The 12319-nt window shown below is 59.5% G+C and carries 14 protein-coding genes; 9 read left to right on the top strand and 5 right to left on the bottom strand.

All coding sequences use genetic code 11. The annotated features are described in order from the left end of the window. The first annotated feature begins 85 nt into the window (after positions 1 to 85). A complete protein-coding gene (locus tag ACR3EN_RS02120) occupies positions 86 to 514 on the top strand; it encodes an FKBP-type peptidyl-prolyl cis-trans isomerase (RefSeq protein ID WP_480819280.1) in 429 nt (142 codons plus the stop codon). Positions 515 to 526: 12 nt separating this feature from the next. Here ACR3EN_RS02120 and ACR3EN_RS02115 read toward each other — a convergent pair whose 3' ends face one another. From ACR3EN_RS02115 to fabA, 4 genes are read right to left on the bottom strand one after another with little or no spacing between them, the layout of a single operon-like run. Then, a complete protein-coding gene (locus tag ACR3EN_RS02115) occupies positions 527 to 715 on the bottom strand; it encodes a hypothetical protein (protein WP_480870293.1) in 189 nt (62 codons plus the stop codon). A gap of 59 nt (positions 716 to 774) precedes the next feature. Further along, the gene (locus tag ACR3EN_RS02110; protein ID WP_480819282.1) at positions 775 to 1566 is read right to left on the bottom strand and encodes an enoyl-ACP reductase FabI; all 792 of its coding nucleotides are present in this window, start codon (positions 1564 to 1566) and stop codon (positions 775 to 777) included. Between the two features lie 5 nt (positions 1567 to 1571). Then, a complete protein-coding gene (fabB, locus tag ACR3EN_RS02105; protein WP_480819283.1) occupies positions 1572 to 2801 on the bottom strand; it encodes a beta-ketoacyl-ACP synthase I in 1230 nt (409 codons plus the stop codon). A 48-nt stretch (positions 2802 to 2849) separates the two neighbouring features. Continuing rightward, positions 2850 to 3359 carry a bifunctional 3-hydroxydecanoyl-ACP dehydratase/trans-2-decenoyl-ACP isomerase gene (fabA, locus tag ACR3EN_RS02100; protein WP_480819284.1) on the bottom strand — a complete coding sequence of 170 codons (510 nt, stop codon included), beginning with the start codon at positions 3357 to 3359 and terminating at the stop codon, positions 2850 to 2852. Positions 3360 to 3547: 188 nt separating this feature from the next. Here fabA and irrA point away from each other — a divergent pair, with 188 nt between their 5' ends. Both irrA and ACR3EN_RS02090 read left to right on the top strand, forming a co-directional pair. Then, positions 3548 to 3967, top strand: a complete 420-nt coding sequence (gene irrA, locus ACR3EN_RS02095; RefSeq protein ID WP_480819285.1) for an iron response transcriptional regulator IrrA — start codon at positions 3548 to 3550, stop codon at positions 3965 to 3967. 84 nt (positions 3968 to 4051) lie between these two features. Continuing rightward, positions 4052 to 4849: a phytanoyl-CoA dioxygenase family protein gene (locus tag ACR3EN_RS02090; protein ID WP_480819286.1), complete on the top strand. Its 798-nt coding sequence runs from the start codon at positions 4052 to 4054 to the stop codon at positions 4847 to 4849. A gap of 66 nt (positions 4850 to 4915) precedes the next feature. On the opposite strand, the gene ACR3EN_RS02085 is transcribed toward ACR3EN_RS02090, so the two are convergent. Beyond that, positions 4916 to 5779: a hypothetical protein gene (locus tag ACR3EN_RS02085; protein ID WP_480819287.1), complete on the bottom strand. Its 864-nt coding sequence runs from the start codon at positions 5777 to 5779 to the stop codon at positions 4916 to 4918. Positions 5780 to 5900: 121 nt separating this feature from the next. On the opposite strand from ACR3EN_RS02085, the gene miaB reads away from it, so the two are divergent. The 6 genes from miaB to lnt all read left to right on the top strand — a co-directional run bounded on the left by miaB (position 5901) and on the right by lnt (position 12292). Continuing rightward, positions 5901 to 7220, top strand: a complete 1320-nt coding sequence (gene miaB, locus ACR3EN_RS02080; RefSeq protein ID WP_480819288.1) for a tRNA (N6-isopentenyl adenosine(37)-C2)-methylthiotransferase MiaB — start codon at positions 5901 to 5903, stop codon at positions 7218 to 7220. Between the two features lie 165 nt (positions 7221 to 7385). Beyond that, the gene (locus ACR3EN_RS02075) at positions 7386 to 8150 is read left to right on the top strand and encodes an outer membrane protein (protein ID WP_480819289.1); all 765 of its coding nucleotides are present in this window, start codon (positions 7386 to 7388) and stop codon (positions 8148 to 8150) included. Positions 8151 to 8298: 148 nt separating this feature from the next. Next, positions 8299 to 9321: a PhoH family protein gene (locus ACR3EN_RS02070; protein WP_480819290.1), complete on the top strand. Its 1023-nt coding sequence runs from the start codon at positions 8299 to 8301 to the stop codon at positions 9319 to 9321. Between the two features lie 41 nt (positions 9322 to 9362). Beyond that, positions 9363 to 9857 (top strand): rRNA maturation RNase YbeY, encoded by a 495-nt coding sequence (gene ybeY, locus ACR3EN_RS02065; protein ID WP_480819291.1) that lies wholly within the window; start codon positions 9363 to 9365, stop codon positions 9855 to 9857. A 36-nt stretch (positions 9858 to 9893) separates the two neighbouring features. Further along, positions 9894 to 10778 carry a hemolysin family protein gene (locus ACR3EN_RS02060; RefSeq protein ID WP_480819292.1) on the top strand — a complete coding sequence of 295 codons (885 nt, stop codon included), beginning with the start codon at positions 9894 to 9896 and terminating at the stop codon, positions 10776 to 10778. Next, entirely contained in the window at positions 10775 to 12292 is a 1518-nt protein-coding gene (gene lnt / locus ACR3EN_RS02055) for an apolipoprotein N-acyltransferase (protein WP_480819293.1), read from the top strand. The genes ACR3EN_RS02060 and lnt overlap by 4 nt, the downstream gene beginning before the upstream one ends. Positions 12293 to 12319 lie beyond the last annotated feature (27 nt).

The following is a 12319-nucleotide window of genomic DNA, read 5'->3' as shown; positions in this document are numbered from 1 at the left end:
TTCACAGGTTAAAGAGGGCAGGGTTTACAATGCCGTGTCAGCCTCTAGGCTGCGCCGCTTATTCCCCTTGAGGCCGGAGGCCCCCATGACCGCAATCAAAGAAGGCGACACCGTTCGCATCCACTACACCGGAACACTGCTGGACGGCAAAGTCTTTGACAGTTCCGAAGGGCGCGATCCGCTGCAGTTTGAGGTCGGATCGGGCCAGATCATTCCCGGTCTGGACGTGGCGCTGCCGGGGATGGAGATCGGCGAGAAAAAGCGCGTCGAGATCGCCTGCACCGAAGCTTACGGTCCCATCAACCCCGGCATGCGCCAGCAAATCCCGCGCGAAGGTATCCCGGACGATATCCCGCTGGAGCCCGGCACGCAGTTGCAGATGCAGACACCCGATGGGCAGGCCTTGCCGGTGACGGTTGTTGAAGTCGATGAAGCGACCGTGACACTGGACGCCAATCACCCGCTGGCAGGTCAGGACCTGATCTTCGACATCGAGATCGTCTCGGTCAACTGACAATGGCCGGGGTCAGAATCCCGGTATCATCCCAAGCATCGGCTCAACCGCGTTGCGAACCTGCGGTTGGGTCAGAAATACGACCGCAATCAGCAGCGCGGTCAGCGCCAGCAGCATAATGCGCGCGCGGCCACCGCTGGAATTGCGTCGGAAACGTTGCGGTCGCCCGTTGCTGGCGAGGATCTGTTCAAGTTTGCTCATATCGCAATCTCTGCGGGGGAAAGATGGTCAAATCTTGACCCCCACAGGGAAAGAAATGGTCACATGGATTCGGGCTGCGGCATGCCCAGAATGTGATAGCCACCGTCGACGCGAATGATCTCGCCCGAGGTGTAGGTTCCGGCGTCTGAGGCCAGATAAACGGCGGTGCCGCCCACCGCCTCAAGCGTCGCGTTCGAGCGCATAGGCGCGTTCTGATCACAGAACTTGTAGGTCTTGCGCGCACCGCCGATGGCGGCCCCGGCCAGCGTTTTCATCGGACCGGGCGAGATGGCGTTGACGCGGATACCGTCTGGGCCCAGATCGTTGGCCAGATAACGGGTCGCCGATTCCAGCGCCGCCTTGGCCACGCCCATGACGTTGTAGTTCGGCACAACCTTGTTCGAGCCCTGATAGGTCAGCGTCAGCAGCGTGCCGCCATTATCCTTCATCAGCGGATAGGCGCGGCGCGCGACCTCGATAAACGAATAGGCCGACACATCCATCGAATGCTTGAAGTTCGCCCGGGTGGTGTTCAGGAAACGGCCCGTCAGCTCGTTCTTGTCCGAATAGGCGATGGCATGGACGACAAAGTCGATGGTCGGCCAACGCTTGCCCAATTCGTCGAACGCGCGATCCAGCGAGTCGTCATCGGTCACATCGGCATCGACCATGAAATCGCTGCCGAGGCTCTGGGCCAGTGGTTCCAGCCGCTTGCCGAACGCCTCGCCCTGATAGGTAAAGGCCAGTTCCGCGCCGGCTTCGTGCATGGCCTTGGCAATGCCCCACGCGATCGAGCGGTCATTCGCCACGCCCATGATCAGGCCGCGTTTACCCTTGAGAAGTTCCGACATCTTGTTCACCCGTTATACTTCGACAGAACCATGGACCCGTTGGTGCCGCCAAAGCCGAAGCTGTTGGTCATCACGCTGTCCAAGCCTGCGTTTTCAACTACTTGAGTTGCAATTTCACCGGGCAGGATGCCTTCGGCAAGTGTGTCGACATTGATCGACGGAGTAATGAAATCATTGTCCAGCATCAGCAGGCAGAAGATCGCCTCAAGCGCACCTGCTGCACCTTGTGCGTGGCCGGTCATCGACTTGGTCGAAGAAATCGGCGGCACGTTGCCCTCGCCAAAGATGCGGCGGACGGCTTCGACCTCACCCACGTCGCCGACCGGGGTCGAGGTGCCGTGGGCGTTGATATAGCCGACCTTGCGTCCCTCGGGGACCGTGGACAGGGCAAGACGCATCGCGCGCTCGCCGCCCTCGCCGGACGGGGCCACCATGTCGTGCCCGTCAGATGTGGCCGCGTAGCCAGTGACCTCGGCGTAGATCTTGGCACCACGGGCCAGAGCGTGATCGAGGTCTTCCAGCACGACGATGCCGCCGCCGCCCGAGATCACGAACCCGTCGCGGTTCTGATCGAACGCGCGCGAGGCTTTATCGGGCGTGTCATTGTATTTGGACGACATCGCGCCCATCGCGTCGAAGAGGCAAGACAGGGTCCAGTCCAGTTCCTCGCCGCCACCTGCGAACATCACGTCCTGTTTGCCCAGCATGATCTGTTCCGCCGCGTTGCCGATGCAATGCAGCGAGGTCGAGCAGGCCGAGGTGATCGAATAGTTGATGCCCTTGATCTTGAACGCAGTGGCCAAGTTCGCCGAAATGGTCGAGCACATGCATTTCGGCACTGCAAACGGCCCGATCCGCTTGGTCGCGCCGCTTTTCAGCACGGTCTGATGCGCGGTCAGCATGGCGCTGGTCGACGGCCCGCCCGAGCCCGCAACCAGACCGGTGCGCGGGTTGATCACTTGTTCTTCGGTCAGACCGGAATCGGCAATCGCCTGGCTCATTGCGATATGGGCATAGGCGGCACCGGGGCCCATGAAACGCAGGGTGCGCTTGTCCACATGCTCGGCCACGTCGATCTTGAGCGTCCCGGCGATCTGGCTGCGAAAGCCATGCTCGACCATCTGCTCATTGGCCTCGATCCCGGATTTGCCTGCTTTGAGCGAGGCCAAGACCTCTTCGGCATTGTTCCCGATGGAGGACACAACCCCCAGACCGGTGACGACGACGCGACGCATAAGCGTACTCCTGTGTTCCGTTTAGTGCTGTTGGTCCGTCAACTGGGCTCAGCTTTCGGACAATGCAACCTTCATGTCCTTGACCTGATAGATCAACTCGCCATCGGCCTCGACCCGGCCATCCGCCACACCCATGGTCAGGCGGCGGGTCTGAACGGCTTTGGTGAAATCCACATAATATGTCAGCATCTTGCGGTCGGGGCGGACCATGCCGGTCAGTTTGACCTCGCCCACACCCAGCGCATAGCCACGCCCCTGCCAGCCACGCCAGCCGAGGTTGAACCCGGTCAATTGCCACAGACCATCCAAACCAAGACAGCCGGGCATGATCGGGTTGCCGGGGAAATGGCAGTCGAAGAACCAAAGGTCCGGGGTAATGTCGAACTCGGCCACCACATGGCCCTTGCCATGCGCGCCGCCATCACCTGACACTTCGGTGATCCGGTCCATCATCAGCATCGGCGGAGCAGGCAGCTGTGCGTTGCCGGGGCCGAACAATTCGCCGCGCGCGCATTTCAGCAGATCGTCCTTGTCAAAGCTGCTCGGGAATTGGGCCATTCTGCCGCCTCTCCTGCCAGGGGTCCGTTTGTAACATTTGGCCTCGTCTATCACCCGTATGCAAGGTCCTGCAAGAGCGGGACGCCATATCATGTTGTGCTTACGACATTCTTTGCGAATGAATTTCATTTGAAATTGCTGTACCAGCGCACTTATATAAAGGGTAGCAAAACACAGGTATCGGATTCATGACGCCTCAGAGCCGGGAAATCGCTACGAATTGGTTGGTCGACGCAGGATTGCGGCCGACACGTCAGAGGTTGGCTCTGGCAGAGCTGCTTGTGGGCGATGGGCTGCATCGTCATGTGACGGCAGAAAGCCTGTTTGAATCGGCCAAGAAGAAGGGCGACACGGTGTCGCTGGCGACGGTTTACAATACACTCCGCGCGTTTTGTGAAGCGGGCGTTTTGCAAGAGATCACCGTGGACGGCTCGAAAAGCTATTTCGACACCAACACCCACGATCACCCGCACTTCTTCTGGGAAGATGAAAGTCGTTTGAGTGATGCGCCCTCGGATCAACTTGTGATCCAGCAACTGCCCGAGGCTCCCGAAGGGGTTGAGATCGCCTCGGTCGACGTGGTGATCCGGCTGCGGAAAAAGAACTAGCGGTACAGCGGGTGCGATTCGCCTGCGATTGAACGTGACGGTCAGATATGCGCAGATCGGCGTGACTGATTCACGGAGACCGATATGCCGCACCCCCTCGTTTCACAGGATATGATTGAGACCTATCAGGCCGATGGGGTTGTTCTGGTCAAAGGCTTGTTTGCCGACCATGTCGACACACTGCGCGATGGTGTCGCTGCAAACATGGCCGAGCCGGGACCCTATGCGTCTGAAAACAAGAAGCAAGGCGAGACGGGGCGGTTTTTTGACGACTATTGCAACTGGTCCCGTATTCCGCAGTTTCGCGCGGTGATCGAGGCCTCGCCCGCCGCCGAGGTCGCGGCTGATCTGATGCAATCGGACATGGTGCAGATGTTCCACGATCATGTGTTGGTGAAAGAGCCGGGCACCTCGATGGCGACGCCGTGGCATCAGGATGGGCCCTATTACTTTGTCGAGGGGCAGCAGACGATCAGCTTCTGGTCTCCGCTGGACCCGGTGAAACAGGCGACATTGCGCTGTGTGGCCGGATCGCATCGGTGGGAGAAAGAAGTGTTGCCGACCCGCTGGGTTTCGGAAGAGGGCTTTTTCGCCGATGAGGGCCAGTACATTCCCGTGCCCGACCCGGATGCCGAGGGCATGCGTGTGATCGAGTTCGAGATGGAGCCCGGTGACGCAGTGGCCTTCAACTATCGCACGCTGCACGGGGCGCGTGGAAATCAATCAGACAGCCGCCGCCGCGCGTTTTCACTGCGTCTGGTCGGGGATGATGCGCGGTATGTCGAGCGGCCGGGGCCGACATCGCCTCCGTTCCCGGGGCATGACATGGTGCCGGGGCAGCGGTTGCGCGAGGATTGGTTTCCGGTTTTGTTGCGGCGGTGATTTGGGGGCGCTGCCCCGCCGCCTGCGGCGCCTCCCCGGGATATTTTTGGCCAGATGAAGGGCGGATCAGAACCACTGGCCGGGTTCGATCAGGCCGAGTTGCAGCAGCTGGGATGAGTGCCATTCAAACGGCACTGAGTGAGTCCAGCGGAAATCCGAGATGTCGAACGCGGAACCGGCGTTGGTTTTCAGGGCCTTGGCGGCGCGGAACGAGCAGATCGCGGCGGTCAGGTTGTTGTGCCAGGGGCAGGCATAGGTGTTGTATTCGGCCTCGTTGAAGCTGTGATCGGGAAGCAGTTCGAGGCCCGGTTTCGGTTTGAACAGGGCGATGCGGTCTATGCGGCGGCGAGCATAGGGGATGTGATCCTCAAACCGCCAGCGCAGGCCACCGGACATGTCCAGCTGCCGCTCGAGCTGGGAGCCGTTGGCGTCGTGGCGGGTGCGCGCGTAATATCCGGTGCTGTCGAGCATGGCGCGATCCGGTGCGACCCCATTGGGGAAGGTTGTCAGATCGTCGGCATAGAGGTCGATTACATGAGCCAGCATCGCGCGGCGGCGTTCCTCGGCGTGGAAGGCCAGCAGTTCGGCGACCGTGCGTGTCTCGCAGAATGGGAAGAACAGGTATTCCGCGTTGTAGCAATAGTAGAGCCAGATTTCGGGCGCTGTCTGCAGGATGCGGTTGATGGTGTCGAACACCACGCCGCGGGGCGCGCAGGTCAGGGGGATGCGGTGGATCTGATCGCTGAGGTCATCGCTGAGCGTGAACTCGGCGGGCATGAAGCCGATCACCGAGTCAAAGCCAAGCCCCAGATGGTGGCGCAGGGTGCCGTCGAGCTCGATATCATCTTCGGCGAAGATCAGGGCCACGGGGCCTTTGGCCAGCGCGGACTGGCCGGTTTTCAGGAAGTGATCGAGGGAATCGTATTGCATCGCCTGTCTGCGTTTCGCGTCGCTGGAAATTCACGCCAAATTCGGGTAATTGCGCCGGCATTGCAAGCGGCGTTCGTTGCGTATAGACGACGTCGATCCAGCGAGTGCAAAGGCCCGATCCATGTCCGAACCCAAGAAGCTGTTTATCAAGACCTATGGCTGTCAGATGAACGTCTATGACAGTGAACGCATGGCGGAAGCGCTGGGCGGGCAGGGGTACGTTGAGACCAAGTCTGCGGACGATGCGGATATGATCCTGCTGAACACCTGCCATATCCGCGAGAAAGCGGCTGAGAAGGTCTATTCCGAACTGGGCCGCTTCAAGGGGTTGAAGGCCGAGAAACCTGATCTGAAGATCGGTGTCGCGGGTTGCGTGGCGCAGGCCGAGGGTGAAGAAATCATGCGCCGCCAGCCTCTGGTCGATCTGGTGGTGGGGCCGCAGAGCTATCATCGCCTGCCCGAGATGGAGGCCAAGACCCGCGCGGGCGAAAAGGCGCTGGATACCGATTTCCCCGAAGAGGACAAGTTCGAGAAGCTCAAGAACCGGCCCAAGGCCAAGCGTGGCCCGACGGCGTTTCTGACCGTGCAGGAAGGGTGTGACAAGTTCTGTGCTTTCTGCGTGGTGCCCTATACCCGCGGGGCCGAGGTCAGCCGCCCCGCCGATCGCATCATCCGCGAGGCGCAGGACTTGGTCGAACGCGGCGTGCGCGAGATCACTCTGCTGGGTCAGAACGTCAACGCCTATCATGGGGCGGGACCGAATGGGGATATGACTCTGGCCGGTCTGATCTGGGAGCTGAACAAGGTTGATGGGTTGGAGCGTATCCGCTTTACCACCTCGCACCCCAATGACATGAGCGATGATCTGATCGAGGCGCATGGCACCTGTGACAAGTTGATGCCCTATTTGCATCTTCCGGTGCAGTCAGGATCGGACAAGATCCTGAAGCGGATGAACCGCAGTCACACGGCTGAAAGCTATCTGCGGCTGATTGAACGGATCCGCGCGGCGCGACCCGATATTCTGATGTCAGGGGATTTCATCGTCGGGTTCCCCGAAGAGACAGAACAGGATTTTCAGGCGACGCTCGATCTGGTGGAAGAGGTCAGGTATGGCTACGCCTATTCCTTCAAATACTCGACCCGTCCAGGTACGCCTGCGGCAGAGCGGCCACAGGTTGACGCCCAACAGGCGGATGACCGCCTGCAGCGCCTGCAGGCGATGATCACCCGGCACCAGCGCGAGATCCAGGATGCGATGGTGGGGCGCACGGTGAGCGTTTTGTTCGAAAAGCCGGGGCGCCAAACAGGGCAGATGGTCGGAAAATCCGAGTATCTTCATGCGGTTCATGTGGCCGACGCTGATGTTGTCGCCGGAGACTTACGTAAAGTAAAGATTACCGGGTCCGGTGCTAATTCGCTGGCAGGCACATTGCTCTGATCCGGTGCCAGAACGTCGACGGGGGCATCCGGGGCAGAATTTAACCCTTGATTTATGATTCAGAACTATGTTCGGAGAAGCGCCAGACCGTCAGCGGCTGGTTTGTTGATGGGGGTTATCGGTATGGGCAGTGCCATCGCCCATCGCGACGGAGGTGTGTGAGTAGTGAGCCGTAGTTATTTTCAGATCGTTAAGGCCTCTCGGGCCGTCGTCGCATTTGTCCTTGCGCTCAGCTGCGCGGCGCCGACTTTTGCCGGTGACGTCATCGGTGATGTGACCGAACCGGATGTAATTTCCCCAGACCGGTTTTCACGCGACGTGAGCGCGTTTTATCTTGGCGTGAGCGGCGGGCGTGCCTCGGGTGGTTCGGATGATTTTGGACTACGCGTAGACGGCGAGACGCTGTTTGGTCTCGGCAATCTGAGCCCCAGCGGAAACTACGGAGGATTTCGTGGCGGCTGGCGTGGCATTCTGCCGGCTGCGGGCGGGCGCGATTATGTCTACGGCGTCGAGCTTGGATATGACTACGGCACGCTTGACGACAGCACGACGACGATGATCGGCGGGGCCACGGTCTCGGGCCGGTCGGCAATTTCGGATGTGTTTTCAATTCGCCTGAGGAACGGTTTGACAAATCGCAGCGGCAGCGTGTTGTATTTTGTTTCTCTGGGATATGTGCGTGGCGATATCACGACGTCGACTTCTATCACCGATATCGGAGGATCATCTCGATTCGAGTCTGAGGATCGGCGGCAGGGTTTTTCGGCAAGCTTGGGAGCCGAGCACAAGCTGAACGATCATTGGTCGATCACGGGTGAGATTGAGTACCTTCAGTTCGAATCGAAAACTGTCGAGCTTGGCCCGCAGTTCACAACCGAATCGACGCCGAAGTATCGCGGCTTGCGCTTTGGTCTGAACTATACGTTCTAGGCAGCCTTCAAGGATGTGTTGCAAGCCCGAGACTTACAGGGCCGAACGGTGCTTTTGTCATCGATCACGCAAAAATTGAAACTGCCGCTTGCGTCCCCCTCGGGATGTTGTCTACGCTCGGGGTGAAACGCCAAGACAGGAGAACGTATTGGCCATCGGTGCCCTGACCCCACCGCAAGATGACATGCCCCCGCGTGAGGCGCTTGTTGAATTTCCAGACAACAGATTATTGATCGATTTGTGCGGTGAGTACGACCGCAACTTGACCGATATCGAACAAAAGCTCTCGGTTCAGATCGTTCGGCGTGGCAACCAGTTGGTTGTGCTTGGCGATGAGGAGTCGCAGAAGCAGGCGATTGAGGTGCTGCAATCGCTTTACACCCGTCTGGAAGGCGGGCGTGATGTCGAGGCCGCAGATGTGGATCGCGAGCTGCGCATGGGCAACTCAGAGGTCGGGACCGGCACGCGGGACGGCGATCAGCTTGAGATGTTCAAAGGCGGCACGGTTGAGATCAAAACCCGCAAAAAACTGGTCGAACCGCGCACGGACGCCCAGAAGGCCTATGTCCAGTCTCTGTTCAACAACGAACTGGCCTTTGGGATCGGCCCGGCAGGAACGGGCAAGACCTATCTGGCGGTCGCTGTCGGTGTCTCGATGTTCATCGGCGGCCACGTCGATCGCATCATCCTCAGCCGTCCAGCCGTGGAAGCCGGGGAAAAGCTGGGCTATCTGCCGGGCGACATGAAGGACAAGGTCGACCCGTATATGCAGCCGCTTTATGACGCGCTGAACGATTTCCTGCCCGGCAAACAACTGGCCAAGTTGATTGAAGAAAAACGGATCGAGATCGCGCCGCTCGCCTTCATGCGCGGACGGACGCTGGCCAATGCGTTCGTCGTACTGGATGAGGCGCAGAACGCGACCACCATGCAGATGAAGATGTTCCTGACCCGTTTGGGCGAGGGCAGCCGGATGGTCATCACCGGTGATCGGTCTCAGGTTGATTTGCCCCGCGGCGTACAGTCGGGCCTTGCGGATGCCGAACGTCTTCTGAAGACGATCCCGAATATCAGCTTCAATTACTTTACCTCGAAAGATGTCGTGCGGCATCCGCTTGTCGCTGCCATCATCGAGGCGTATGAGGCTGACGCGGGTCGCGAGAACGGGTAAATCCCCGTGGCCCGGGTTTTGTCTGGGCGCGGGATCGCTGCATGAATCTTGAAGTTACGCTGGAAGACAACCGTTGGAGCGGCCTTGAGCCGCTGGCGGTGCGCGCGATCACCGCTGCTCTGGATCATCGCGATCTGGACGCAGCATTGTGCGCTGTCAGCCTGCTGGGGTGTGATGACACGCGCATCTCGGAACTGAACGCTGAATTTCGGCAAAAACCCACTCCGACGAACGTGCTCAGCTGGCCGGCCGAAGACCTGGCCGCCGACAACGCCGGAGAGCTTCCTTTAGCGCCGCAAGCGGATTTCACGGGTGAAATCGCGCTGGGGGACATTGCGATTTCCTACGACACCTGCGCCCGCGAAGCCGCAGAAGCCGGTAAAGCCATGGACAATCATGTGATACATTTGCTTGTTCATGGAACATTACATTTGCTGGGTTATGATCACATTCGTGACTCTGACGCCACTTTGATGGAAGCGCTCGAAACCGAGATACTTGGCAAACTGGGTATAGATAACCCATATAATACATGACAGGGGCAACTTTGCCCGATCATTTGGAACAGGATAATGGGCGATACAGACGGCAGTTCTAGGGCGGCGCAGAGCGCGCAATCTCAGGACAGCAGCAATGACAGCGACGAGCGAGGCGGATTATTTTCCCGCATCTTCGATGCTTTTTCTTCTCAGGATGATACGGCGAAGCAGGTGAACGGAGCCGAGGTTATCGTCCCGCAACCGCGCGGTATGATAAACCTGCGCAGGATGCGGGTTGAGGATGTCGCGATCCCGACCGCCGAAATCATCTCGGTCCCGTCAACCACGCAGAAGGATGAACTTGCGCAGATCTTCCGCGAAAGTGGCCTGTCACGGATCCCCGTATACGAAGGCACGTTGGATACGCCGCTGGGATTTGTTCATCTGAAGGATTTTGCGTTGACCCATGGGTTCAACGGAAACTCGGCAGAGTTCGAGCTTACGTCGATGCTCAGGACGTTGTTGTTTGTGCCTCCGTCGATGCCGATTGGTGTACTGCTGACAAAGATGCAGACCGAGCGTCGCCATATGGCGCTGGTTATCGATGAATACGGCGGCGTTGACGGTTTGCTTACGATTGAAGATCTGATCGAACAGGTCGTAGGTGAGATCGCGGACGAGCATGATGTCGACGAAGATCAGTTGTGGATACAGGAAAAACCTGGCTGCTATGTGGTTCAGGCCCGCGTCCCGCTGGAAGATTTCGAGGCCGAGATCGGGCGCTCGCTGACACGTCACGAAGACGTGGACGAGGAAGAGATCGATACGCTGGGTGGGCTGGTCTTCATGCTGTCGGGCCGGGTTCCTGCGCGCGGCGAAGTCGTGTGTCACCCCGAGGGCCCCGAGTTCGAGGTGCTCGATGCCGATCCGCGCCGGATCAAGCGCTTGCGGGTTATGCTGCCGGATATCGTTGAATGAACCTTGCCGACGGTTGGCCGATATGGCTGAGATGCCTGTTGGCCGGCGTGCTGGGGGCGTTCGGTGCATTGGGCCTTGCGCCGTTGGGATATTGGTTTGCAACGCTTGTTGCGTTGGTTCTGATTGCGCCGCTCTATCTGGCCAGCGAAACAGCGCGCCGCGCCGCCTTTGTGGGCTGGGCTTTTGCGACCGGCTATTTCGTCCACGCGCTTAGCTGGATTGTTGAACCGTTTTTGGTCGACGCTGAACGGCACGCATGGATGGCGCCCTTCGCCTTGATCTTCATGGCTGGTGGGCTGGCGCTGTTCTGGGCGGCGGCATTTGGCGCGGCAAAGCGGATCGGGGGGTGCCCGATCGCACAATCCGTACTTCTCGTGCTGATCTGGTCCATAGCAGAATTTGGGCGTGGTTATCTGCTTACGGGCTTTCCATGGGCAGGGCTTGCGCAAGTCTGGGTGGATACGCCCGTTGCGCAGGTGCTGTCCTTGGTGGGCCCCTACGGTTTGAACGCGTTGACCCTGCTTGCAACATTGCCGCTGGGGGTGGCGCTGTTTGCGGGTCGCGGCGCGCGGATGATTGTGATCTCTGGCGCGGCGACAACCTGTTTGGCTATTGCGGCGCTGGGCTACGCCACGTCGCGCCCCGCGCCCATCTATTCGGAGCATGTCGTCCGTCTGGTCCAACCCAATGCGCCGCAGCACCAGAAGTGGGACCCGGACTATATGCCGCTGTTCTTCGCGCGCCAGCTTGAGTTCACAGTGGCCACGCCCCGACCGGACCTGATTGTCTGGCCGGAAACATCGGTGCCCGCATGGCTGCAAAGTGCGCAGCCCTACCTGTCTGCCATAGCCGATGCGGCGCAGGGTACTCCGGTCTTTCTGGGTATCCAGCGTGCGGATGGTCTGCAGATTTACAACTCTATGGTCTATCTGAATGAAAAGGGCGAGCAGGACGGGCTCTATGACAAGCATCATCTAGCGCCCTTTGGGGAATATGTGCCGTTCGGCAACCTGATGGCTCGGTTCGGCATCCATGGAATGGCATCGACTGCGGGCAGCGGCTTTAGCGCCGGGCCCGGTGCCGCGCTGATGGCTGCAGGGCCGCTTGGCAAGGCGCTGCCGCTGATCTGCTATGAGGCGGTGTTCACGCAAGATGTGCTCTCGGCGCCGGGACGCGCGGATTTTATGCTTCAAATCACGAACGACGCGTGGTTTGGCACGTGGTCCGGTCCTTATCAGCACCTCGCGCAGGCACAGATGCGCGCCATCGAACAAGGCTTGCCGATGATGCGCGCGGCCAATACCGGCGTGTCCGCGATGATTGATCCGCTTGGCCGGATCACGGCGTCGCTGGCGCTGGGGCAAGCCGGGTTTGTGGATGCAGAGCTGCCTTTGCCTTTGGCAGCGACGTTCTATGCACGGATTGGCGATTTCCCGGTCTTTATTGCGTTATTGGTTCTGCTGGCGCTGTCCTGGCGACACAGCAGAACGCAGCGGGGGGCAAATACGGATTGACCCGGCCTGACAGGCCGCGTATTCGGT

The organism is Ruegeria sp. G7 (genome assembly GCF_056535465.1).
Note: the sequence above shows the minus strand (reverse complement) of the source record. Positions and strands in the feature narration are given on the sequence as shown.